The organism is Chitinivibrionales bacterium (assembly GCA_035516255.1).
Classification (GTDB): Bacteria; Fibrobacterota; Chitinivibrionia; order Chitinivibrionales; family FEN-1185; genus FEN-1185.
Window position 1 is genome coordinate 286,104 of record DATJAL010000052.1, and the last position, 23,499, is coordinate 309,602.

Below are 23,499 nucleotides of genomic sequence, written 5' to 3' on the forward strand. Positions count from 1 at the left end.
TATGGCCAAAGTAGTCATAGATCCAATTTCCCGCATCGAAGGGCATTTGTCCGTCGAGCTCGAGATTGACGCCGGCAGGGTGAAGTCGGCGCGCACGCGCGGGGACATGTTCCGCGGCTTCGAGCAGATCCTGCTCGGCCGCAACCCGTTCGACGCGGTGCAGATCGCGCAGCGGATCTGCGGCGTGTGCCCGGTGTCGCACGGCATCGAATCGGCGCGCTGCGTGGAGAACGCCTGCGGCGTTACTCCGAACAAGAACGGAAGGCTGCTGCGCAACCTCGCGCTCGCGGGCAACTACCTGCAGTCGCACATCCTGCATTTCTACCATCTGGCCGCCCTCGATTTCGTCGACATCACCGCGATACTCAAGTATTCCGGCAGCGACGGCAAACTCAACTATGTCAAGGCCTGGGCGCAGAGCGAGCTCGCCGAGAAGAAATCCGGCATCGACGCATTGACCGCCTGTTCGCCGTTCCTGCCGCGTTACGAAGGCGGGCTCTACATCAAGGACACCGACCTGAACATCGCGGCGATCGCGCATTATGTCAAGGCATTCGACATGCGCATGAAGGCGCACCGGCTCGTGGCCATTTTCGCGGGACGGATCCCGCACGCCATCGGGCTCGTGCCGGGCGGCATCACGAAAGTGCCCGACAAGGCCGCGCTCGCCGAGGCGGGACGGATCCTGGCGGAAATATCCGATTTTGTCAATAATGCCTATGTCCCGGACGTCGTTGCCGTGGCCAGGACGTTCCCGCAATACTGCGACGCGGGCCGGTTCGGTGATTTCCTTGCCTACGGCGAATTTCCCGACGGAAACGAGATCGCCGACCTTTATTTCCCGCGGGGCATCGTGTCGGCCGGAAAAAAGGAGGCATTTGACGCCGCGAAAATCACGGAGCAGGTCCTGTATTCCCGGTATTCCTCTCCGTCAAACCTTCATCCCTCGCAGGGACAAACCGTGAGCCAACCCGAAAAAACCGGCGCCTATACATGGCTCAAGGCGCCACGGTATCTGGGCAGGCCCATGGAAGTGGGACCGCTGGCGCGCGTCATGGTGGCCTACCTTTCCGGCCATGCCGACATCAAGAGGGAAGTTGACGGCCTCGCGTCGGCGCTGGGAATCGGGCTTCCCCAGCTGCAGTCGGCGATTGGGCGCCACGCGGCGCGGGCCATAGAAGCGAAGCTGCTGTGCAAAAAGATCCCGGGCTGGATCGACCAGCTTGACGCAGGCGACAAGCCGCGCAGCGAATGCGCGATACCGGAAAGCGGCGAGGGCGCGGGCCTCGGCGAGGCCGCGCGCGGCGCGCTCGGCCACTGGATTTCCGTGAAGAACGGAACGATAGCGCGATACCAGTGTGTTGTGCCCACCACGTGGAACGCGTCGCCGCGCGACGACAACGGCACGCCCGGTCCCATGGAGCAGGCGCTCGTGGGCGCGCCGGTACTCGACGATAAAAATCCCATCGAGCCGGCGCGGATCGTCCGCACCTTTGACCCGTGCCTCGCCTGCGCCATCCACAGCGTGAAGGCCGGCAAGGAGATCGCGGGGTACCGGGTATGCTGAAAAACATGCTTTTCTCCCGCGGCCCTTTACGCACCGGAATCATCCTGTGCACGGTGCTGTCGCTGTTGGGCGCAACGGGCGTTTTCGCCCTGTCGCTTGACCTGTACCACGGCAACATCTATTATGCCCGCGACGACCGGGTCGACACGGTGTCCAGCGCAACGGCGCGGCGCAACAATTTCTATGAAGACGTCGGCCTGACGCTCCGCAATCCCGGCGCCACCGGCATGTCGTTCTCGTCCGACGTGTGCATGACAAACGACAAGGCCTCCGGTTTCGCGAAGCAGTACGAGATACGGTCCACGAGCCTCGACTGGAACAACGACGCAACGGGCCTGGGCATGAGCCTCGGCCGCCAGTTCGTGAACACCTTTGCCCGCGATGCCGGATACGTTGACGGCCTCAGCTTTTCCTACGACGCTGGAAAGCTTTTCTCGCTTTCGGCGTTCGCCGGCACCGCCAATCCGTCCCGCTATTCCGACAGCATTCTGAGCTTGGACCCGAAGGCGGCGACGGCCGGCTTCTACGGAAATTTACGTATTGTAAAGGGCACCATGCTGGGCCTCGGCGTCGCGGCCGACAAGCAGGACTCGGCGGCAGGAAGGTTGTACCGTTTCGCGGCGAGCGGGAGTTCCGACATCGCGCATACGGTCGAGGTGCGCGGCCACGCGCGCTTCGAGGCGACAACGAAAACGCTGGACGACTATTACCTCTCGGCCCGCCTGATCCGCTGGGACATGGTACAGTTCGGCCTGCATGCCGCCGGCCGCGCCAGCCAGATCGATTCGGTTGAATATTACGAGCGTATTTTCCTAAACCGCTATAACGAGGGCGGATTTTTTATCGGGTTATATCTTATGAAAAATTTATCGCTCTATGGCACGTATTCGCTGCGGAATTTCGGAGAAGGCGCCGACCATCTTGCCGACTGCCGCATTCTGTTCGAGGGCCTGTCGGTGGTGCTCAATGCCAATACGGGCGTGCACGGCACCATGTACGAGATCACTCCGGGATATACCTTTTCGTATGCGCAACTATTTGATCTCGGCGCAGCGTTCCAATATGATCAATACAAGACGGAGTTGTGGCCGGATTGGCGCAAGGCATACACGGCCGAGGTCTTCATGCGCTGGTTTGTGCCCTGGCTCACGCCGTTAGTGAGCCTTGTTCTCGAGCCGGAAGTGCAATATCTCTCGAACGATTATTACAAAAAAGACTTCAGGGTATTGTTCATGTCGCGTTTCAACTTTCACGGGTTCTGGCAATCGGGACAGAAACAGGTAGCGGAAAATGGGCAATAGGATGATGAGCCGTTCCCGGATAAAAACTTGCTGGTGCAATTCGCGATGGCTGTGCTTTTTACTGCTTGCGTTCGCCGCGCCGTCCGTGAATGCGCAGCTCAATGTGTTTTTTCCGGACACCATCAAGACCGACACCGTGACGATCACGCCTGCCGATTCTTTCGTGACTGCCGCAGACACAGGTATCAATCACCGCGCCGGATGGGAGCTCGGGCCCGTGGGCATGCCGCACCGCGTCCACGAAAAATGGGGCGTCACGTGCATCACCTGCCACCACCGGAAAAACAACGACGAGCGGATCAAGCAGTGCGCGCATTGCCACAAGGGAATCGCGGGCATGGAGAACCTTCACAACAAATGCGGGCAGTGCCACCTTTACCGCGCCATGGACATGACCTGCTCCAAGTGCCATTCGGTCCCGCAAAAAACCATGGGCGGCCAGCTCAAGAAAATAAAGTTCTCTCATGTAAAACACTATGCCCGGCAGAAGGACTGCAAGTTCTGCCACGGCGAGCCGCCGCGCCAGGCATGGCTTTCGGGCAACAACTATCCCGCGATGAAAACATGCCTCACGTGCCACGACGACCGCAAATCCTCGGGACAGTGCGCGGTGTGCCACAACGATGTCGCGCAGCTCAAGCCCGCGTCGCACGACTACCGCTGGGTGGGGCGCTACGGCCACGGCCTCGAGGCCAACTACAACAAACAGGAATGCCTGCAGTGCCACGCGAAGCGGGAATGCGACCAGTGCCACCTCGGCCAGACCTCGTGCCGCGTCCACCCGCCCGGATACCGGTATACGCACGGGCTTGACGTGAGGATGGGAATTGTCAACTGCGCCATGTGCCATGACACGAGACAATCGTGCAGCAAATGCCACGAGAACAGGTATGGGATACAATGAATACCTTATTAAAAATTTTTACTGCCGGGCTGTTGCTTGCAGCGCTTTCCTGCACCGAGAAGGGGAACGAGCCGGTGGTGTCGGCCGAAACCTGCGGCATCTGCCACGGCCTGCCTCCCAATGACAGCAATCATGCGATATACTACAGCGGCGGGCCCAGAAAACAACAGTGTTCCATCTGCCATATGGGATATTCCGCAGATTCTTCGACAGGGCAATATTCCGTTAACAGCGCCACTCACATGAACGGTAAAATAGACGGTCCATCGATTGCTTCCTGCACACAATGCCATGAGCTACCGCCTCAGGACGAAGAACATCTGTATCATGTCGATTCGCTGCATTACAAGTGTTCTTATTGTCACGCCGGATATTCCGTCGATCCGGGTTCGGGAAACTTCGGCATCAGCGGGCAGCTTCACCTGAACGGCGTTGCCGACGTGATTTTCTCAGCGCCCTGGAACGACAGTGGCCGCGCCGCCTACGATGCCGGCCTCAAACAATGCAGCAACGTGTATTGCCACGGCGCGATTCCGCAGGGCACGTACGCCTCCATCCATTGGAACTTGGGAGATACGGTGCACGGAGACTGCAGGCTCTGCCACGATCTGAGCGCGACCGCCCCCGGCATTTATGCAAAGCATTACGGGCATTCGCGGATGGGGCTCACGGTCAACGGCGTCAAGCAATTGGGATCAAACGTGCAATATTGCTTCTACTGCCATGGAGACAAACTTGAAGACACGCTGTACAGCGTTGGCTTGAAAAGGGTCGACCCGGTCCACCATATCAACGGCGTTTTTGAACCGGCCTCTTGCAGGACCTGCCATGCGTGGACGACGTGGGACGAGTATGTGGCCGCCAATCCGGGGGTAACGCCGTACTAAAAAGTCATTGCGGAAGTGGTGCTGGGCCTGGCGCCCACGCGCGGAAAAAGGATTTTTAAACGGAAAAGCCGCCTGGTTTCAGGCGGCTTTTTTTATCGAGCAGTTTATCTTGTCAAGCATCATTAGTAGAATTTCGCGATCAACATCCCGTTTGACTTTTGCAGATTCACCGGCAGCGTCACTTTTCCGGTTTGTAAGACGCGCGTTTCGAAAAGCTTTTGTCCAGCGCATGAGTAAACAACAAGGTGCGTTGCGCCCGAAGGCGCTATGATGATGGACGAAGAACCTGCGTTCCCCAACATCCGGATCGTGGAAACAGGGGATTGAACAGGGCTGACCGTTGTAGTGAAAACGGATACTGCACCTTTGTCGATTCCCTCGGTCAGCAGCCGGTAAAATTCGTTTCCCGCCAAAAAGAAACCGCCCTCGGTGTAATCGTCGTGGTTGGTGGCGTCGAAATTGTTGGACGCAGAACCGCCCACGCCCTGGGACCAGCCGATGCGGTTGGGCTGGGCCGGGTCGGCCCCGATGCAGTCAAGCAGCCCCTTCCACGCCTTTTTTGCCGGCCCGATGAACGTTGCGCTGTCGATGATGCCGTTTCTGATCGCATAGAAATAACCGAACGCGAAGAAACCGGTGCAGCTCGCCTCCTTGTTCCATTCGGGGTGGTTGAGGAGGTCGCTGCGCCACATGCCGTCGGTCTGGTTCTGGACCCTCAGAAGCCGATAGAGCACGGCCCTGAGTTTTTCTTTGTACCATGGAGCGGAATAATGGTTGCGGGGGAGCATCTGGAGTATCCTGCATTGCGCCATCACGCCCCAGCCGCAGCCGCGGCCCCAATACGAGTCCCGAGGCTGCGAGGTGTCGCTGCAGTTGCTGTTGAACAGGCTGTCCTTTACGTTGTAATGCCGCATCGCGATAGTGGTGCAGAACTTGTATAGCGAATCCAGGATCACGCTGTCTTTCGTAACCGCGGCCACGCGGGGGAAATTAGAGGCGGACATGTGGTATTGATCGACGATGGGCCACGACGGCGGGAGCTGATACGTGTACCTGTTGACATACACGATTGGCGCCGCGATCCATGCCGCATTCGCGGGCAGCGGCCTTTGCATGTAGGCTTCCAGGTATGCCTGATAGCACCCCACGTTGTCGGAGTTGGTGGGCGCGCTGTCGCCCGACGAGGAGATCCAGTTGTGGAATTTTCCCCAGGCGATCGTGGAATCGAGATACGCGCTGTCTTTGGTCATGTAATAGAGGGCCATGACGCCCTCAAAGTAGGTGCCGTCCTGCCAGCCGTTGCCAAGGGTCGATTTCAACTGCGCCTTCGCAACGCGCTTGCACGCGCCCTTGATGCTGTCGGGGGTGAATTCAACCTGGGAGAAAGCCGGAAGGCACAGCGCGGCAATTGCCGCGGCAAGCAGAAAGATCCGATTGCGCATACAAGCTCCTCTTCCCGGAAAAGCAGGTGTGCTGAATTATTTCGATTTGGATGATTCGCGGCACGCCGGCAAAAGCGGGCGGGCCTGCCAGGTTCTTTACCTGATGATCACCACATTCCTTTCGGCCGTGCTGTTGCCGTTGTCAAGTTTCGCGACATAGGTCCCGTTGCCCAGCTTCAGCGCCGACAGCGGGAGAATCCCGATTCCGGCGGCCATTCCTCTCAACAGCGGCGTGAGGTCGGCCGCCAGCGTTCCGTTCAATGTGTAGACCCGAAGCGACGAGGCTGCCGGCCTAAGCAGGGTAACCGTTATTCCACGCGGCGATATTGCGATATCGCGTGACACAAGTTTTGCGGGAATGACCGGCGCCGCCATGGCATCAGCCCTGTCGGTCGGGTACATTCTCACGGCCATGTTGTACCCGTCGCCGCCCATGCTCGTACAGGTGCCGTCAAGCCAAATAAGGTTGATGTTCATGTTGTCCTTGTGGCCGCGCGGCACGCAGGGACGGAGGTTTTTATTGGCCGAACCGCGGGTAATGGCGACGGAGTCCCAGGTGAGGCCGCCGTCGGCAGTGGTCCACTTGTCGATTTCGAATTGGGTGTTGACGGTAACGAAATCAGCGGTGGAGATTTTTTTGTAGTTCGCGAAACTCGTGTCTGCAAGATTGAACGGGGTCGCGCTCGGTTTCACGGATTGGCGGGACATATAGATAACATTCGGGTTTTCATGGTCGAAGGTGAAACCGCCGCAGAATTGTTGCCCGGAAACGCCATCGTTCGCGCCGCTATTGACAAGCGGCCTTTTAAACCAATAGCTACCGGTCCACCGCAGATACCAGTACACATGAATCGCGTTATTGGCGAAAAACATATCATAGAGGATACAGGGATTGTCGTTTGCGTCGTACATGATGTCCCACACCGTGCCGCCGCCGCCGTAGTTGCCGGGCATGATCACCGTGTCGAGCACCGTGTTGACAATTGGCAGCTGGTCAATGGTGGCGATGAGCTTCCCGCTCGCCTGGTAGAACGCGCCATTCTTGTATTTCATGTAATAGGTGGGGATAGAACCGCCGCCGGCCCGGTTCTCGCGCTCGATGTCCATGTGAATTTCGTCTACGCCGTTGGACGCGCACTTGAAATAAGGTTTATAGCCGTGAGGATTGTTTGTGTACAGCCATTGTTCCTTGGCCCAGGTTTTTCCCCAGTCATCGCTGGTCCGGAAATGCGGTTCCTGGAGCGAGTCGCGGAAGAAGAGATAATATCTTCCCTGCGTGCCTTCCTTGCTGAGAAAGGAGACGTCCGGGTAGCAGCACCAGTCTTCTATCGTCACCGTAAAGGTATCGAGCGCCGAAATATCTTCGGGCTGCTTGGAAATGTACTCGGAAATCTCCTTGCCGTCGTGGCCGGTGTGGAAGATCATGATGCGGCCGTCGGGCCTTACAATCACGCTCGGGTGGTTGTGGTCGTCCGCCGGATAATGGCGAGGCAATTCAACCGATGCCGTTGTCTTGGTGTCGTGGTCGTAATATCCGACATACTGGGCACCGCTGCTTATGTTGGTGTTCCATCCGATATACGTGCGGCGGTGCGTTCCCTCATAGTAAACCGCCTTGGGCTCGCCATACCAGGTCCACATGCCGTTGTCGGTGATGGCGGTGAAATTTTCACCGGGTTGGGGAATGGTTTGGGCGTGAAGCAATGGTGTGAAAAAGGCGCAAGAAATAATGGATGCAAAAACACATGACAGGATTTTTAAGGATTTCATTGAGCCCCCTCCGTTTTTAATGATTCCAAATTAAACGATTAAATATTGTCGCATCCCGGTCTTTTATTTACACATGACCGAAAGTACCTTCCGTAATATAATAATAAAAAAAAGAAAATGCGCCCAATAGTTTTCTTACCGTTGGGAAACTATGATCCGCTGAAACGAGGTCTTGCCCCCGCTTGAAGCGGCGACCAGATAGACGCCGCTTTTGCATCCCATGCTTGAATAGGGAATGCTCACCGGTCCGGCGTTCATGGCGCCTACCACGCCAGTGAGGTCCGAAAGAAGGCCGCCGTTGAGTTTGTAAACCTTCAGCGAAGAGGCCTGCGGTCGCACCAGGTTGAAGGTTATGCCGTATCGCGTAGCTCTCAAATCGAGCTCGTTTCCGACCGCGGAAGGTTTCGCCGGCACTCCGGCTTCAACCGTTTCGTTGTACGGATACATCTTCACCGCCGTATTGTATCCGTCCCCGGTGAAGGCGGAGTAACTGCCGTACATCCACACCACGTCGATCTTGTCGTAGGGAATATGGTATCTCGGTACGATGGGCCGCGTGTTCTTGTTGGCCGAGCCGCGCGTGATTGCCGTGGAGTCCCAATTGGTGCCGCCATCCGGTGTTGACCATTTGTCAATTTCATGCATGCCGTTTATCTGGCGCGACATGTAGATGTTACCCGTGTTCTCGTGGTCGAGGGTGATGCCGCCGGCGAACCCGTCCTCCGCGCCCATGTCTGCACCGCTGTTGACAAGTTGCTTTTTGAACCATGTCGTGCCCGTCCAGCGGACGTAATAATACACGTGGTTGTTGGCGTCCTTGAACTGGTCGTAGGCGATCACGGGCAGACCGGAATTGTCAAGCGCGATGTCCCAGGCTGAACCGTGGCAGCCCGCGGCCTGCGGGTCCATGACGGTGTCCAGTTCGGTGTTGATGACGGGCAGCTGGTCCATGGTCGCCAGTTTCGTGCCGTTTACTTTCCAGAATGCGCCGTTCTTATACTTGAGGTAATAGAGCGGCCAGTAGCCCGCGCGGTGCCCCTTTTCGATCACGATGTCTATTTCATCCTTGCCGTTGCAGCAGTAATTGGCATAGGATTTTGGCGTGCTGTCAGGATTTGTGTAATAGTTTTTCGTAGGAGTCCACGTTTTCCCCCAGTCGTCCGAGGTGGAAAAACACGGCTTGAGCCCCATGCTCCGGTAGAAAAGGTAGATTCTGCCGCTGTCTCCCTCGTCGCTCAGCCACATGGGGTTGGGATAGCAGTAGGTGACGCCGGGCGCGACTTTTATCAAAGGGTCGAATGCCGAGATGTCCTCCGGGTTGGTGGAGATGTACAGATTCATAGTGGCGCCGTCATGGCCGGAGAAAAACACCATGAGCCGTCCGTCGGGACGAATGAGCAGGCTTGGGTGGCTGTGATCGTCTGCCGCCATGCTTCCCATCACGTGGGTGACCATCGCACCCGTCGTGTGGTCGTAGGTGGCGACGGAGACCACGCCGGCGTTGGAGATCCAGCCCATATAGGTCTTCTTGTACGTTCCCTCGTGGTAAACGGCAACCGGATTGCCGTACCATGTCCATGCGCCGTTGTCGGTGGCGGAGGTGAAATCGGCCCCGGCTTTCGGGATGGATTGGGCATGTGAAAACACGGCGATTAACGCGATCAGGACTGCAATAGCGATGACTGACTTGCGTGCCGGCATTGTATACCTCCGTAACTATCTGGAAAGAACCACGGTTCTTGAAATCAGACCTTTCCCATCATCAAATATAGCAATAAATGTTCCGTTTGCATGACGAATCTTTGCAAAGGGGATAACCGTTTTACCTGACGGATGGGATTGGATGAAGGACGAAAGATCGCTTACAAGACACCCGTTCAATGAAAACACCTTCAGGGATGATGCCCTCGGGTCCTTTACAAAAAGCGAGATGCCGGAACGCATCACAACCATCGGTCCTGCAGCCACGTCTTTGCTTTTCATGACAGGATCTTGCACGCCCACCGCCTGCCTGAACGGGTACACGTTGACCGACATGTTCCAGGCCCCGCCGTCGTAGTTGGTATAGTCGCCGTAGAGCCAGATAAGCTCGAGGTTCCCGCCCTCTTTATGGCCGCGCGGAACGCACGGTCTGCAGTTCTTCTTTGCCGACCCGCGCGTTATCGCCATGGTGTCCCAGGTTGTGCCGCTGTCCGTGGTCACCCATTTGTCAAGTTCAGGCACCGATCCGATCTGGCGGGCAAGATAAACGATTGACGGATTTTCATGATCAAGCGTTATGCCCGAGGCGAATCCGTCCTGCCCGCCCATGTTCATGCCCGCGTTGAGCAGGGTTTTTTTGAACCATGACGTTCCGGTCCAGCGGAAATACATGTAGTAATGGTTGTTGCCGTCCGGGAATTGATCATAGACGATAATGGGTCTTCCGAACGCGTCAATCGCCACGTCCCAAACGGACCCGTTGGCTTTTGCAAGAGCCGGATTGTGCAGCGTGTCAATAAGGTAATTCCAGATGGGGAGATGCGCCGTGTCGGCGATCGGCGTCCCGTCGGCCTGGTAAAATACGCCGGCCTTGTATTTCATGTAATAGGAGGGATAACTGGCCTGCCTATTGCCGCGTTCAATGACCATGTGGACTTCGTCCTTGCCGTTGCCCGCATACTTGCAATAGGGCTTGGGCGTGCTGTCGGTGCTGTGGAAAAACACCCGCGCGTGCGTCCAGTTCTTTCCCCAGTCGTCCGAGTACAGATAGGAGGGAAGCGTTTCAAACCCGCGGATAAAGCAGTACAGCCTGCCGCTGTCGCCTTCGGCGGAAAGCCACAGGAGATTTGGATAACAGAATCCGGCGCCCGGATCGGCATGGACTTGGTTTTCGGGCCCGAACGACGAAACGTCCTCGGGGTTCGTTGCTATGTAGATGCTCAGGATTGCGCCGTCGTGCGCGGCCAGTGCGACCAGCAGCCTGCCGTCGGGCCTCATGATGATGCTCGGGTGCGCGTGGTCGTCGAGATCGTAGTTGGTGCGGATGACATGCGTGAGCGTGTCGCCGGTTTCGTGATCGTAGGACGCCACGGCGACGGTGCCGGCATTGGATATCCAGCCGATATAGGTCCGTTTATGAATTCCCTCGTAGTAAACCGCCTTGGGCTCGCCGTACCATGTCCAGACGCCGTTGGTGGTTATGTTCGAGAAACTCGCGCCCGGCTGCGGAAGCGCGGCGCCCGTCCGGCCCGCCACAAAAAGCGCGAATACCGCCGCACCAGCGCACAGCGCGAAAACCTTGCGGAACATCATGAGATCCCCCTTTACTATTTCGGAACGAACACGCTCCCTTCGGTCCTGGTTTGCCCATTGTCAAGATCAATAATATAGGCGCCCGAGACGGCGCGCATCGCGGCAAACGGTATGGTCGCATAGCCGCGATTCATGGCGCGAACCAATGGAGTAAGGTTAGCCATAAGTTTGCCATTCAGCGAATACACCTTGCACGACGCCTTTGCCGGATCTGTCAGGTAGAAGGTCACGCCCGCGCCGTTGCACACCATTCCGTGCGGCGCAATTGTTGACCGGGCGGCAGGCTGCACGGCAGTGGTCGGGAGCGATTCGCCGTCCTTGTACGGGAATATACGCACGGCGCAGTTATAACCGTCCGGGCTCATGCTCGTGTAAACGCCGTTGAGCCACATGCAGTCCACCTTCATGTTGGGTTTGTGGTTGCGCGGAACGCAGGGCAGCATGTTCTTGTTTGCCGAACCGCGGGTGATGGCGAGGCTGTCCCACGTGATGCCGCCGTCATTGGTGGTCCACCGTTCGAGTTCGTGCACCGCGTCCACCGTTGTCCAGTCGGACGCCTTGATGGTCTTGTAATTGGCAACGGAGGTGTCCATGAGATTGAACGGCGTGCCGGAGGGTTTCAACAACTGCCGGCACAGGTAAATGTTGCGCGCGTCGTCGTGATCAAAGGTGAGGCCGGCAAAGAACCCGCTCTGGGCGCCGCGATACGCCCCGCTGTTGACAAGCGGACGCTTGTACCATGATGTTCCGGTCCAGCGGACGTACCAGTACTCATAAACCGACGTGTCGAGGAAGGAACAGTAAAGGATCACGGGATTGTTGTTCGCGTCGATTGCTATGTCGCAGGCGGTGCCGCTGAATCCGGCTCCATACGCGTATGCATAGAAAACTGTGTCGAGTTGTGTGTTGAGAATGGGCAGGGTGGCCATTGTAGCAAGCACGTGGTTGTCATCCGCGTAAAATGTCCCGTTGCTGTATTTCACGAAATAATCGGGACGACCTTTTCCGTCTCCCTCTCGGTTCTGGTATTCAATGGATATATATATTTCGGAAAGCCCATCGGTCGCATATTTGAGATAGGGCTTGTATGCGCTGCCCACATACAAGTACAACCGTTTTTTTGCGCTCCACGTTACCCCCCAGTCGTCGCTGGTGCAGAAGGCGGGACAGTAATTGTCCGTTTCCCCGGCGTATTGCGTATTGTCACGGTAGAAAATGTAAAACCGGCCCTGGGTTCCTTCGTTCTTGAGGAATACCGCGTTCGGATAGCAGTAGCCGCCGTTGCCGCCCGGGTAATAGGGACCATTCCAGCCGGAAGTGAGGTCTTCGGGATTCTTCATGATATATTCCGTTACCTCATTGCCGTCATGTCCTGTACAAAAGAGAATAAGCCTGCCGTCCGGCCGCATGATGATGGAGGGATGGTCGTGGTCGTCGCCGCCGTAGGGCATGTGCGGCATGATCACCGAGAGCGTCTCCTTCGTGTCGTGGTCGTAATAGCCTACCTGCTTGTCGCCGGTGCTTTTGTTCCAGGCCATGTAGGTGCGGCGGTGCGTTCCCTCAAAGTAAACCGCCTTGGGCTCGCCGTACCAGGTCCACATGGCATCGTTTGACATGGCCGCAAATTGCTCGCCGGGCTTGGGGATGGCCTGGGCATGGGAAGGCGAAACGAACGCCAGCAGCGTGAGTGCGCCCGCATACAAACCAACAACCTTGAAAAGTGACATGACGACCTCCTTGGTTACCGTAGAATAAAGATGCTTTTTTCGATTCGTTCTTGCCCGTTGTCAAGCATTAAAATACATGATCCGGACGCCGCACGCAGGGAATTGAAGGAGAGGCGCGCCCTGCCCGGCGTCATGCCGCGAACCAGCGGCGTGAGATCGGCGATCATCCTGCCGCCGGGAGAGTAGAGAACGCAGGCCGCACGCTCCGGACGCACGAGAACAAACGACAGGCCCGTCCGCGAACATAGCGCACCTTCGGCACGCTGCGGTCTGGTTGGAACGGGCTCCGCCGCGGTCGTCGGCAGCGCTTCGCCGTTCTTCCAGGGAAATACTCTTACGGCGCAGTTGTAACCGCTCGGATCCATGGCGGTGTATACGCCGTTGAGCCACATGCAGTCGATCTTCATGTTGGGCTTGTGGTTGCGCGGCACGCACGGCAGCATGTTCTTATTGAGCGAACCCCGGGTGATGGCGATGCTGTCCCAGGTGACGCCGCCGTCGCCGGTTGTCCATCTGTCAAGCTCGTGCACCGTGTCGACGGTCACCCAGGCCGCGGCCGAAAGGGTTTTGTAATTGGCGACCGAGGTGTCCATGAGATTGAAGGCCGTGCCGGCCGGCCTGAGCAGCTGCCTGCACAGGTAAATATTATCCGGGTTCTCGTGGTCGAAGGTGAGGCCGGCAAAAAAGCCGCTCTGCGCGCCCCGGTACGCGCCGCTGTTGATGAGCGGCCGCTTGAACCAGGAGGAGCCGGTCCAGCGCTCATACCAGTATTCGTACAGGGTGGTGCTCTGGAACGAGCAGAACAAAATCACCGGATTGTTCGTAGCGTCGTAGGCGATGTCGCAGCAGGTGTTGCTGAAACCGGCGCCGTAGGTGTACGAGTAGAAAATGGTGTCGAGCTGCGTGTTGATCACCGGCAGTTTGTCGATGGTGGTGATGACCGAATTGTCGGCGTTGTAGAAGGTCCCGTTGTTGTATTTCATGTAATAAACCGGCCGCGACTTACCGTCGCCTTCACGGTTCTGATATTCTATGCAGATATGGATCGTCGAAAGCCCGTCAGACGCGTACTTGAGATACGGCTTGTATGCGCTGCCGACGTACAGGTACAACCGCTTCTTTGCACTCCACGTTACTCCCCAGTCGTCGCTGGTGCAGAATGCCGGGCAGTAATTGTCAGTTTCTCCGGCATATTGAGTGTTGTCACGGTAGAAAATGTAGAAACGCCCCTGTGTCCCTTCGTTCTTGAGAAACACCGCGTTGCAATAGCAGTACCCGCCGTTTCCGCCCGGATAATAGGGGCCGTCCCATGAAGTGATGTCTTCCGGGTTTTTGGTAATGTATTCGGTCACCTCTCCGCCGTCGTGGCCGGTGCAGAAGATGAGCATCCTGCCGTCCGGCCGGAAGATGATGGCCGGATGGTTGTGGTCGCTGCCGTTATAGGGCATCTTCGGGGTGAAGGTCGTGAACGTATCGCCCGTCTCGTGGTCGTACCAGCCCACGCCCTTGGCGCCGGTGCTTGTGTTCCAACTCATGTAGGTGCGTTTGTGCGTTCCCTCGTAGTACACCGCCTTCGGTTCGCCGTACCAGGTCCACATGCCGTCCATGGAAATGGCGCCGAATTGTTCCCCGGGCTTGGGGATCGCCTGCGCGGGGGAGTTGACATATGCGATAAACACGGCGGCGCATGCTGACGCGAGAATCAGGAATTTATTACGTACCTTCATGAGCGCTCCTTTTATCAGGGAATAATGATCCTGTCCGCAATTGAATATTGTCCATTCTCAAATCTCAGCAGGTAAACGCCCTTTGGAACCGAAAGGGATGAAAATGCTATGAATGACGTACCGGATGCCATTCTGCGGACTAGCGGCGTGAGGCTTTTCGCGAGCTTTCCGTTGAGCGAATACAGCGTGAACGACGAGCGTTGCGGATTTACAAGAGTGAATGAGATTCCGGTCCTGCTCAAGGTAAAACCGAGGTCGCGGGAGGCGTGCGGCTGCGCGGGCTGCTTGGTGCCAACGGGTTCGAGGAACGGATACACGCGCAAGGCCAATTGATATCCGGGAGTCCCGTTGATCGGCGTCGGGCTCATGCTCTGGTAGATGCCGTTGAGCCACATGACCTCGATCTTCGTTCCGGTCTTGTGATGGCGCGGCACGCAGGGAAGGCAGTTGGTGTTCATGTAAATGGTTGAATTAGTGTTGCGGGTGATCGGCATGGTATCCCAGGTGGCGCCGCCGTCATTTGTGGTCCACTTTTCAAGCTCATGCGGATAGGCCGCAGTTGTCCAGCACGTGGCCTTGAGGTTGGTTTTATAATTTGTGTAGCTGGTGTCGGCCATGTTGAACGGCGTCGCCGACGGCTTGAGCATCTGGCGGCACAGATACACGTTGCTCGGGTTCTCGTGGTCGAGGGTGACGCCGGCGGCAAAGCCGCTCTGGCAGCCGCGGTACATGCCGCTGTTGACAAAGGGCGTCTTGAACCAGGTTGTGCCTGTCCAGCGCATGTACCAGTAGATATTAATCGACGTGTCCTTGAACATGTCCATCACGGTAACGGGGTTGTTGTTCGCGTCGAGCGCGACGTCATAACAGGTGTTGCTGCAGCCGAACCGGTTTGCGTAGAAGATCGTGTCCATGTCGTAGTCGTGCACGGGCAAGGTGGCCATGGTGGCTAGTTGCCTGCCGTTGGCGCAATAAAACGTGCCGTTCTTGTACTTCATGAAATAAATCGGCTTGACTGCCGAGTTGCCCTGGCGGTTTTCGCGCTCGACAACCATGTGGATTTCGGTGCTGTCGTCCGAAGCGTACTTGACATATGGTTTATAGCTGCCGCCGGTGAACATGTGGTACTTGCGGCTCCAGGTGACGCCCCAGTCGTCGCTGAAGCAGAAGCACGGTTCCCACACCACCGTGCCGTCAGGATATCCGCCGGCATTGTCGCGAAAGAAGAGGTACAAACGGCCCTGGGGGCCTTCTCCCTTGAGGAAGACTGCGTTGGGGTAGCAGTAGCCGCCGGCGCCGCCGGGGTTGATGGCAGTTTGCCAGGAGGTGATGTCTTCGGGATTCTTCGAAATCAATTCGGTGATGGTGCCGCCGTCATGGCCGGTGCAAAAGATGACAATCCTGCCGTCGGGCCGTGCGATGATTGCCGGGTGATTGTGGTCGTCGGCGCCGTAGGGCATCGGCGGAAGCGTGGTGACGAACGTGTCCTTTGTGTCGTGGTCGTAGTACGCGATGCCCTTGGTGCCCGTGGAGGTGTTCCATGCCATGTAGGTGCGCTTGTGCGTTCCTTCGTAGTAAATGGCCTTGGGCTCGGCATACCATGTGTAAATCGCGTCCTTTGTGATGGAGGAGAACTGCTCGCCCGGTTTCGGAATGGCCTGAGCGCTTAAACGGAAGGCTATGGCGGTGACGAGAAACGTTAATAGACAAACGGGAACAAACATCGTTCTCTTGTTCATAATTCCCCCTGCGAATGAAGAAAAAAATAGTAAAGCCCGCACGCATTCTTTCTTGTCAAAAAGAACGCGTGCCGCTTGTTGCTTCAACCTGTTTTCATCCGCAGTGTTGATCTGCCGATGAAAAAATTACCGCGCTACAATAAAGTTCTGCGAATAATAATTCGCGCCGTCAAACAGTTTTGCAATATACGATCCGTGGGCGAGCCCCATTTCGCTCCATAACGCCGAATTCATCCCCGTTCTCATCGAATGCACCTTGGCAGTCAGGTTTGCGACGCAGCGTCCCTGAAGGTTGTATACACGGAGCGTTGCCGATGCAGGGGAAGCGAGCGAAAACGAAAGACCGCTCACGAGAATGTTGAAACCCGATGCCTTGGGCTCCCGCCGCTCGAACCCGGACTTGATGGGCGTCTGGCCCGCCGCGATTTTCGTGGAATCGAAGGTGTACATTTTCACGTCCATGGAGAACGGGCCGCCCCACGTGGTGTAGGTGCCGTAATTCCAGACCACGTCGATCTTCCCGCCGGGCGTGTTGCGCGGCACGATCGGCCTGCAGTTCTTTGCCGCGGATCCTGAGGTGATCTGCCAATACGTCCACGTCGCGCCCTTGTCCGTCGTCACCCACCGTTCGAGTTCGAATACGCCGTTCACGTGCGTGCTCAGATAGACGATGTTCGGATTCACATGGTCGAGAATGAGGCCGCCGCTGAAGCCGACTTCCTGTCCGCCCTCGGTCATGGGGCCGCCGCTGTTGATGAGGAAATGATGGTTCCATTTTGCTCCGTCCCACCGGTAGTAGTAATAGCGGTGGTTTGCGCCCGACGGATCATAAATGTCGTAAACGAACACCGGATATCCGTCGGGGTCAAGCGCCACGTCCCATCCGGTGCCGATGGTGCCGCTCAATCCGTCCGGAGGGTTTGCCGGATAGTAAACGGTGTCCACCTCCGCCGTGGTGATGGGCGCGGCCGCGTCCTGGGCGACGGTCTTGATGAGCGTGCCGTTCATTTTATAGAACCCGCCGTTATAATAGTACATGAAATAAGTGGGCTTTGGCGGCGGGTTGTTCCGGTTGTCATTTTCGATAAGCATGTAGATCTTGTCTTTTCCGTTCGAGCAGTATTTGCAGTACGGCCGCATGCCCGCGCCTTCGGTGCCGCCGAAGAAATATTTTGTCGCCGTGCTCCAGGTTGCACCACCGTCGTCACTGGTCTGGTAATAGGGCATTCCCGCGTCACCGCCCTCCGTTGAAGGCCCTCTGAAAAACAAGTACAGCCTGTTGTTCTCCGCGCTCAACTGGCAGACGTTCGGATACGTGCATCCGACATTAACGGTTTTTTCCGCGCCCCAGGAAGTGATGTCTTCGGCATTCGTCGAAATGCGGCTGTACCACGACGCGCCGTAATGCTCGCTGTAAAAGGTGATGATGTGACCGTTGGGGAGAATCGTCAAGGTCGTGGTGTTGTGGTCATCAAACCCGAAGCCCGTTTTCAGGTCAAAGGTCTGAATGGTTCCATTGGAATGGTCGAACGAGGCGATGGCGGCCTCGCCCGGGTTGTTGTCGGAGTGGAAAAAGCCTACATAGGTTTTTTCCTTTGTGCCCTTGTAATACACCGCCCTTGGATCATGGTACCATGTCCAGCATCCCTGCGGCGAAAGCGTGGCGCAGGACGCGCCGGTTTTGGGATACTCGGTTTGTGCGACAATGCCGTTTGCAAAGAAGGCTACCGCCAGTGCTGCGAGCATGAGCGGCTTGAAAATCCTGATCATGGGAGGTCCTTTCTTTTAAAGTGGGGGTGATGTTTTTTGGTTATTTATTTTCGATTCTGATGATATACACGCCGGGCCGTACATTGTTTCTTCCTGATGCCGCTACGGCCGACGAACGGATGATTTTTCCATCAAGTGAATATATCGCGGCTATGTTTCCCTCCTTGTCAAACACGGACAAATCGTTACCGTTGAAAAGCACTTTTTGCAATCCGTAAAGGTGTTTTGTGTTCCCCGCCGAACGAATTGTGTTAACGCCGTTTCGTGTGGAGCCGCATTTATTGACCGGCCCCCAGTCGCGCGCGCAAATCGAGTCGGCCACGCGATTCGCCCACTTGTAATCGCCGTTATGGTTGTAATGGGTGTACAATCCGTCTTCGGAGTACATGGTGAGGCTGTCGGTCGGAATCAGCACCGTGTTGGAAATGGTTTTCGCCGCGAGCTTGTTCTGGGCCATGAGGGCCCTGATCGCGCCTGCCCACGGCCCGGTGATGCTGTAATCATCGGTGGTCGGTTTCTTGGGGTCACCACCCATGACGGGATAATCGGACTGTATCAAGGGGAGATTGGGCAGTCCGAGACTGTCGCGCAGGTAGGTTATGACGCTGTCAATATGGCTGCAATAATTAATAATGCTCACATAGTTCGAGTCGCCGTTGCAATATTGAATCTCAACAATATTGAAGATCATCACCACACCCGCGAGATGGCAATTTTGTTCGAGAATTTTTCCCTGCTTCACAAACGCCTTTAGATCACCCGAGTTCGGCGGCTGGAAATGCGTAAGCTGCCACGCCGAGCCCGAGAGCTGCGCCACACCAAAATGATAGCCCGGATAGTCTTTCACCATCCGTTTAAGAAAAGGGGTCCCCGGGCTGTACTTGACAACTGCGTTGAGGGGGTTTTTCGAGTCGAAGCACATCGGGTCGATTCCGGGCTGCCAGGAATATTGCGGCGGACAAGGGTCGGCATACGTGTAGCAATTGTCGGTCATGACGTATTTCCAGGCATAATTGTCGGTGATCGTGTCCGCCGGCGTGTCCCTGCCCGACATGACGGAGTTCCCGAGAAAGAAATAGAGGTAAATCGAATCCTTGGGGAAAAACTTGCCGCCAAGCGTGAGGCCTGCCTGACCAAATGCCGAAAGCGAAAGCAGCATGATGAAAGCAACGGAATAAATCGTTTTTATTTTTCTTCCCCCGGTTTCCTTCATGTAAAAATCCTCCCCCCGCTTAATTTTATCCGGCGCGTGGCCGCCCTGCCCCGGAAGGCAGAGCGTCATGCCGGCACTATTACTTTTCTACAGCCGGTCGCACAATGTAAATACCCGGTGTAAGGTTTTGCCTTCGCACACTCGAAGATGAAAGGCCGAGCATCAATTTGCCGTTAGGTGAATAGAGGCTGAAAGATTTTCCGGCCTTTTCAAATACGGACCAGTTGGTTCCGTCGAACAGCACCTTTTGCATAAGCGGTGTATTATATGAAAGAAGCTGGCGTTGCTGAAAGGGCGAGACAGCCGTACTCATCGGCGGAATCCAAGCCCGCGCAAACACCGTGTCCGCCGTGCGTGTTCCCCAGCCGGCGTTTCCGGCCGAGTCGTAATGATCCAAATAGCCTTGCGGATCACAATTCAGGCAAATTGTCAGGCCATCGGTGGGAATAACCACAGAGTTCGATACAGTGCCTGGAACCTGGGAAATTTGCCTCATAATGCTCTTGGTCTGTGCCAGCGAGGTATCATACTGGGCCGTAGTATTGCTTTGAGCCAGAACAGGGTAGCCGGCATGAATGTAGGGCACTGTATACGAAACCCCCATATAAGACAAGCTTCCCAGGTAGGAACGCATGTTACTCACCATGGTACTGACGTTTTGTAAATAATTGCCTGTGTCCTTTAATTGAACCTCAACAGTATTAAACATGGAGACAAGGCCCGCGATGGTAACATTGGGCTTAACAACATTCGCGTATTTCATCAATGTATCATATTCCGCCTTTGTATTATTGAGAAAGTGTTGACTAAGTTCCCACCCGGAATTTGACAGCTGGATGACCCCGAAATAATAAGTGGGGTACAGTGCATGCAACGCCTTAAGAAAAGGCATGATCGGACCGCCCTTCGGATTGCCAGTAGTATTATATGCATCAGCGCATATCGGCTCTGCCGCAGGCAGCCAATCGTGGTTCGCTGGACTTACCTCATACTTCCAGAGATGAGGTTCAGAAACAAGGTCGTGGGATTTGGTGCGGCCTGACATCGCAGAATTGCCCATGTCAATGAAAAGCATGAAACTGTCTTTGGGGATAAAGTGGCCGCCTAAATTAAGGCCCGGCTGTGCATAACTTGACACGGCGAACATTGCAAGCACCGATAACAACAACGGAACCTTTTTAGTACTAAAATTAGAATACATAAGTAAATCCTTTCAAAAAAGGTTATATGTTTAATTCGTGATTATCTCAATATATCGGAAATTTGAACCCGATTCCCAAGGAAAAACCACTAAAATTGAGCCTGTCATCATAATCCATTTTTACCATTCCGCCGAGGAAAATAGGAAACGACGGGTCATTTTTTTCGATGTTGTATTGCACAATGAACCAGGGGAAGGCTTTGGTGTGAAGCGTGGTTTTGGTTACATACGCCCAAGTACTGTCGGTCTTCTGCCCCGCGACGAACGACTTCTGGTCGGCCACGGTGTCGCTTGCGTCAAGAAATGCCTGGGCGAGCGTTCTTGTGGCAAAGGGGGAGGCGGTGTTGCCCCTTGAAAGAACGTCGTAGCCGGAGAATAACTGGGTCGGATAATAATAGCCGATGCTGAATCCGTGATTTACCACTTCGGTCTTAATTCCAAAATCCGCAAACAATCCGATGCGGTCCGGCGTGACCACCCCTGCGTCGTTTTTCGCGCCCCAGCCGTCGCGTGCTACCTGGAAGGCCTTGGTATCGTAGGTGATCTCATCCGTGACCTGATCATACCCGTATTCCGAAGTTCGTATCGCAAAAAGTCCGGCGGCGTACGACGCGCCTATGTTGATAATTCCCCAATCCGGCGCAAACGCATAGCTGGCCCGCGCCGTTGCGCTGAACAGGCCGTTGCCGACCTGGTTCTCGGAAGAGAGGAATGTCGTGTTGTCGCTCATGATCGTGGAATATCCCACCGGGAAACCAAGGGTGAGCCCGGCCGAAAACAGATTTGTCGTACCCCACGACCTGCCGATATCAAGCATCAGGTCGCCGAACGGACCGGTTTTTCCTTCCGGTCCCTGTTTGATGAGAAACGGCATGCTAAGCTTGAGGTCAAGCACTTTTCCCGGATGAAAATAAAGACTTGCCAGCGCCTCGGTTGTCTTAGTGCGGAAGAGTCCGTCGTATGCGGAACCGTAAAGCTTTGAACTGTCGGCGATCATTCCCTCACTCAGGATGACATCGGCGTCGAACAATTTCCCGGGAATTCCTTTTCCGATCCATCTCAAATTCATGTCGCCCGACACTCCAAGGCTGTTTTCACCGACCTGCATGGTCTGGCTCGACGCTGCAAAAACCAACGCCACTACCGCGATGAAGGGGATGGCTTTGCAAGTATGTGATTTCATCTAACGATCCTTTCTCTTTTACCCCGGCTCGCCGTGCCGCATTACCGTTAATAGACAGGGAATTTGAATCCCACTCCAAGAGAAATTCCCGCGAAATTAAGCCTGTTTAGATATTCTAGTTTGACAATGCCGCCCACGAGTATCGGGAACAGCATATCGGTCTTTTCTAGACTGTACTGTAAGGTGAGCGTCGGGGGCGTCGATCGCGGCGTAGGAGCTTTGATCAGGTAATCCCATGTGCCGTCGCCCCTTTGACTGAGCAAAACATGTGAGGTATCACCATGGGGCACGTCTCCGGTTCTGCATGTGTCAAGATATCGCTGCGCATCCGCTCTTGTGGGCAAGCTTGTATAGGTGGTAAGCACGTCCCATATTTGCACATTTCCCTGGGCCATCGGATACGAGTAAGTAACGCAAAAGCCGTGGGTATAGCCCTCTGTTCTGATACCGAAATCCGCGAATATGCCGAGAAAGTCGGGGCTATAAACACCGGCGTCGTTTCGCGCGCCCCAGCTTTCGCGAGTGAATTCGAGGTTCTGTGTCTTTGGGGATAACGTAAGATCTCTTATTTCCCTGTTGTTGTAATCCACGGCAGTATCATAATTATATTCGGTGGTTTTTAACGCGAAAAGCCCTGCCGAGTAGGTGGCTCCGAGATTGATTATCCCTCTGTCAAGGTCAAAAGTATAACTGCCGCGAAGACACGCGCCAAACAACCCTCCGCCTAATTGATTCTCGGATGCAAGCGGGTCTTTGCTTGTATTCATGATGGTGGCATACCCTGTCGGGATGACAAGAGAGAGGCCGGTTTGGATATTTCCCGATGTGCCTAATTTGCGGCTAACATCCAGTAGAAGGTCTCCAAACCCTCCGGTATTTGTGCTGTTTCCTTCTTTGAGCAAAAAGGGCATGCTCAATTTGATGTCCATTATCCTCGGCGGGTGATAAAACACGCTAAGCAATGCGGTAGTGGTTTTAAGGCGGAGCCTCCCGTCGTATGCGGAGCCGCTTATGAGTGAACTGTCCGAAAGCGTCCCTTCGCTCATGATGAGCTCGGCATCGAACAACGTTCCGGAAACGCCGTTGCCGATCCATTTCACGATGACATCGCCTGTCGCGCTTCCCGCGCTTGATCCGCATCCGCCCACGGCGGACCAGGGCATCATGGTGCTTGATATGTGCGAATGAAGACGGCTGTGTCCAAAAGCCACGATGCAGACGGCGATGCTAGCCGAAGCCAGTATTGCAAGGAGCTTCTTTGCCACGTCTTTCATTCTCATTCCTTAATAGGTAATAAGCCGGAGAATAATTCTTGCCTTAAAAAGAGCGTCCATGTTTTTTGTTTCAATAATACCACTAAATATTTGTTCAGGCAATAGTTATATATTAATAATTACAGGAAAAACATTCAAGGACTTCTTCTGCCCTTGAATAATTTATTAAATATTTGTAAAAGTGACCATGTATTTTTTCTTACCCCTAGTAAGATAAAACCGCGTTTTTCCGCGCAGGATATCTCATTGATTATTAAGTAATTATTTGCTGCGGTATAATTTGTGGAAACCAGGAATTGTCAGCCGAATCCGGTAAGATTGTAATCCGACTTTATTTTTTAATAAAAGTTGATTAATTTCCAAAGAATAATCTAGAGATATGTTCGCAAAAAAAAATATTAATATATAGTTTAAAATAAAACGTCTTTTAAAATCAACTTGTTACAACTAAATATGTTCGCAGAAAATAGATGAATTTATAAAAAAGATATTTCTTTTTA

General features: G+C 55.1%; 16 protein-coding genes. 4 read left to right on the plus strand and 12 right to left on the minus strand.

The features are described 5' to 3' along the window. Position 1 precedes the first annotated feature (1 nt). Genes VLX68_16545 through VLX68_16560 form a run of 4 tightly spaced genes read left to right on the plus strand, consistent with a single transcriptional unit; the run spans position 2 to position 4,659 of the window. Positions 2 to 1,567 (plus strand): nickel-dependent hydrogenase large subunit, encoded by a 1,566-nt coding sequence (locus VLX68_16545; GenBank protein ID HUI93854.1) that lies wholly within the window; start codon positions 2 to 4, stop codon positions 1,565 to 1,567. Further along, positions 1,561 to 2,868, plus strand: coding sequence for a hypothetical protein (locus tag VLX68_16550; protein HUI93855.1), 1,308 nt, complete (start codon positions 1,561 to 1,563; stop codon positions 2,866 to 2,868). The genes VLX68_16545 and VLX68_16550 overlap by 7 nt, the downstream gene beginning before the upstream one ends. Position 2,869: 1 nt before the next feature. Beyond that, positions 2,870 to 3,772: a cytochrome c3 family protein gene (locus VLX68_16555; GenBank protein HUI93856.1), complete on the plus strand. Its 903-nt coding sequence runs from the start codon at positions 2,870 to 2,872 to the stop codon at positions 3,770 to 3,772. Further along, positions 3,769 to 4,659 (plus strand): CxxxxCH/CxxCH domain-containing protein, encoded by an 891-nt coding sequence (locus tag VLX68_16560; protein HUI93857.1) that lies wholly within the window; start codon positions 3,769 to 3,771, stop codon positions 4,657 to 4,659. Before VLX68_16555 ends, VLX68_16560 begins: the two co-directional genes overlap by 4 nt. 122 nt (positions 4,660 to 4,781) lie before the next feature. On the opposite strand, the gene VLX68_16565 is transcribed toward VLX68_16560, so the two are convergent. The 12 genes from VLX68_16565 to VLX68_16620 all read right to left on the minus strand — a co-directional run bounded on the left by VLX68_16565 (position 4,782) and on the right by VLX68_16620 (position 22,999). Then, the gene (locus tag VLX68_16565) at positions 4,782 to 6,101 is read right to left on the minus strand and encodes a glycoside hydrolase family 88 protein (GenBank protein ID HUI93858.1); all 1,320 of its coding nucleotides are present in this window, start codon (positions 6,099 to 6,101) and stop codon (positions 4,782 to 4,784) included. 96 nt (positions 6,102 to 6,197) lie between these two features. After that, positions 6,198 to 7,871 (minus strand): BNR-4 repeat-containing protein, encoded by a 1,674-nt coding sequence (locus tag VLX68_16570; protein ID HUI93859.1) that lies wholly within the window; start codon positions 7,869 to 7,871, stop codon positions 6,198 to 6,200. A 135-nt stretch (positions 7,872 to 8,006) separates the two neighbouring features. Next, entirely contained in the window at positions 8,007 to 9,572 is a 1,566-nt protein-coding gene (locus VLX68_16575; protein ID HUI93860.1) for a BNR-4 repeat-containing protein, read from the minus strand. Between the two features lie 15 nt (positions 9,573 to 9,587). Then, the gene (locus VLX68_16580) at positions 9,588 to 11,165 is read right to left on the minus strand and encodes a BNR-4 repeat-containing protein (GenBank protein HUI93861.1); all 1,578 of its coding nucleotides are present in this window, start codon (positions 11,163 to 11,165) and stop codon (positions 9,588 to 9,590) included. A 14-nt stretch (positions 11,166 to 11,179) separates the two neighbouring features. Then, a complete protein-coding gene (locus tag VLX68_16585; GenBank protein ID HUI93862.1) occupies positions 11,180 to 12,892 on the minus strand; it encodes a BNR-4 repeat-containing protein in 1,713 nt (570 codons plus the stop codon). 14 nt (positions 12,893 to 12,906) lie between these two features. Beyond that, positions 12,907 to 14,619: a BNR-4 repeat-containing protein gene (locus VLX68_16590; GenBank protein ID HUI93863.1), complete on the minus strand. Its 1,713-nt coding sequence runs from the start codon at positions 14,617 to 14,619 to the stop codon at positions 12,907 to 12,909. A 14-nt stretch (positions 14,620 to 14,633) separates the two neighbouring features. After that, positions 14,634 to 16,358, minus strand: coding sequence for a BNR-4 repeat-containing protein (locus VLX68_16595; GenBank protein ID HUI93864.1), 1,725 nt, complete (start codon positions 16,356 to 16,358; stop codon positions 14,634 to 14,636). Positions 16,359 to 16,484: 126 nt separating this feature from the next. Continuing rightward, positions 16,485 to 18,128 carry a BNR-4 repeat-containing protein gene (locus VLX68_16600; GenBank protein ID HUI93865.1) on the minus strand — a complete coding sequence of 548 codons (1,644 nt, stop codon included), beginning with the start codon at positions 18,126 to 18,128 and terminating at the stop codon, positions 16,485 to 16,487. A 40-nt stretch (positions 18,129 to 18,168) separates the two neighbouring features. Then, complete coding sequence (locus tag VLX68_16605) at positions 18,169 to 19,341, minus strand: sialate O-acetylesterase (protein HUI93866.1); 1,173 nt, start codon at positions 19,339 to 19,341, stop codon at positions 18,169 to 18,171. A 79-nt stretch (positions 19,342 to 19,420) separates the two neighbouring features. Next, on the minus strand, positions 19,421 to 20,542 hold the full coding sequence (locus VLX68_16610; protein HUI93867.1) for a sialate O-acetylesterase: 1,122 nt from the start codon (positions 20,540 to 20,542) through the stop codon (positions 19,421 to 19,423). A gap of 46 nt (positions 20,543 to 20,588) precedes the next feature. Continuing rightward, positions 20,589 to 21,725, minus strand: coding sequence for a hypothetical protein (locus VLX68_16615; GenBank protein ID HUI93868.1), 1,137 nt, complete (start codon positions 21,723 to 21,725; stop codon positions 20,589 to 20,591). Positions 21,726 to 21,772: 47 nt separating this feature from the next. After that, a complete protein-coding gene (locus VLX68_16620; GenBank protein HUI93869.1) occupies positions 21,773 to 22,999 on the minus strand; it encodes a hypothetical protein in 1,227 nt (408 codons plus the stop codon). Positions 23,000 to 23,499 lie beyond the last annotated feature (500 nt).

Excerpts from the sequence above, each read along its gene's own strand:
- VLX68_16605 (HUI93866.1), bottom strand. The coding sequence starts at position 19,341 with ATGAAGGAAACCGGGGGAAGAAAAATAAAAACGATTTATTCCGTTGCT.
- VLX68_16590 (HUI93863.1), bottom strand. The coding sequence starts at position 14,619 with ATGAAGGTACGTAATAAATTCCTGATTCTCGCGTCAGCATGCGCCGCC.
- VLX68_16575 (HUI93860.1), bottom strand. The coding sequence starts at position 9,572 with ATGCCGGCACGCAAGTCAGTCATCGCTATTGCAGTCCTGATCGCGTTA.
- VLX68_16600 (HUI93865.1), bottom strand. The coding sequence starts at position 18,128 with ATGATCAGGATTTTCAAGCCGCTCATGCTCGCAGCACTGGCGGTAGCC.
- VLX68_16560 (HUI93857.1), top strand. The coding sequence starts at position 3,769 with ATGAATACCTTATTAAAAATTTTTACTGCCGGGCTGTTGCTTGCAGCG.
- VLX68_16570 (HUI93859.1), bottom strand. The coding sequence starts at position 7,871 with ATGAAATCCTTAAAAATCCTGTCATGTGTTTTTGCATCCATTATTTCT.
- VLX68_16620 (HUI93869.1), bottom strand. The coding sequence starts at position 22,999 with ATGAAAGACGTGGCAAAGAAGCTCCTTGCAATACTGGCTTCGGCTAGC.
- VLX68_16565 (HUI93858.1), bottom strand. The coding sequence starts at position 6,101 with ATGCGCAATCGGATCTTTCTGCTTGCCGCGGCAATTGCCGCGCTGTGC.
- VLX68_16585 (HUI93862.1), bottom strand. The coding sequence starts at position 12,892 with ATGTCACTTTTCAAGGTTGTTGGTTTGTATGCGGGCGCACTCACGCTG.
- VLX68_16545 (HUI93854.1), top strand. The coding sequence starts at position 2 with ATGGCCAAAGTAGTCATAGATCCAATTTCCCGCATCGAAGGGCATTTG.
- VLX68_16550 (HUI93855.1), top strand. The coding sequence starts at position 1,561 with ATGCTGAAAAACATGCTTTTCTCCCGCGGCCCTTTACGCACCGGAATC.
- VLX68_16610 (HUI93867.1), bottom strand. The coding sequence starts at position 20,542 with ATGTATTCTAATTTTAGTACTAAAAAGGTTCCGTTGTTGTTATCGGTG.
- VLX68_16615 (HUI93868.1), bottom strand. The coding sequence starts at position 21,725 with ATGAAATCACATACTTGCAAAGCCATCCCCTTCATCGCGGTAGTGGCG.
- VLX68_16555 (HUI93856.1), top strand. The coding sequence starts at position 2,870 with ATGATGAGCCGTTCCCGGATAAAAACTTGCTGGTGCAATTCGCGATGG.
- VLX68_16595 (HUI93864.1), bottom strand. The coding sequence starts at position 16,358 with ATGAACAAGAGAACGATGTTTGTTCCCGTTTGTCTATTAACGTTTCTC.
- VLX68_16580 (HUI93861.1), bottom strand. The coding sequence starts at position 11,165 with ATGATGTTCCGCAAGGTTTTCGCGCTGTGCGCTGGTGCGGCGGTATTC.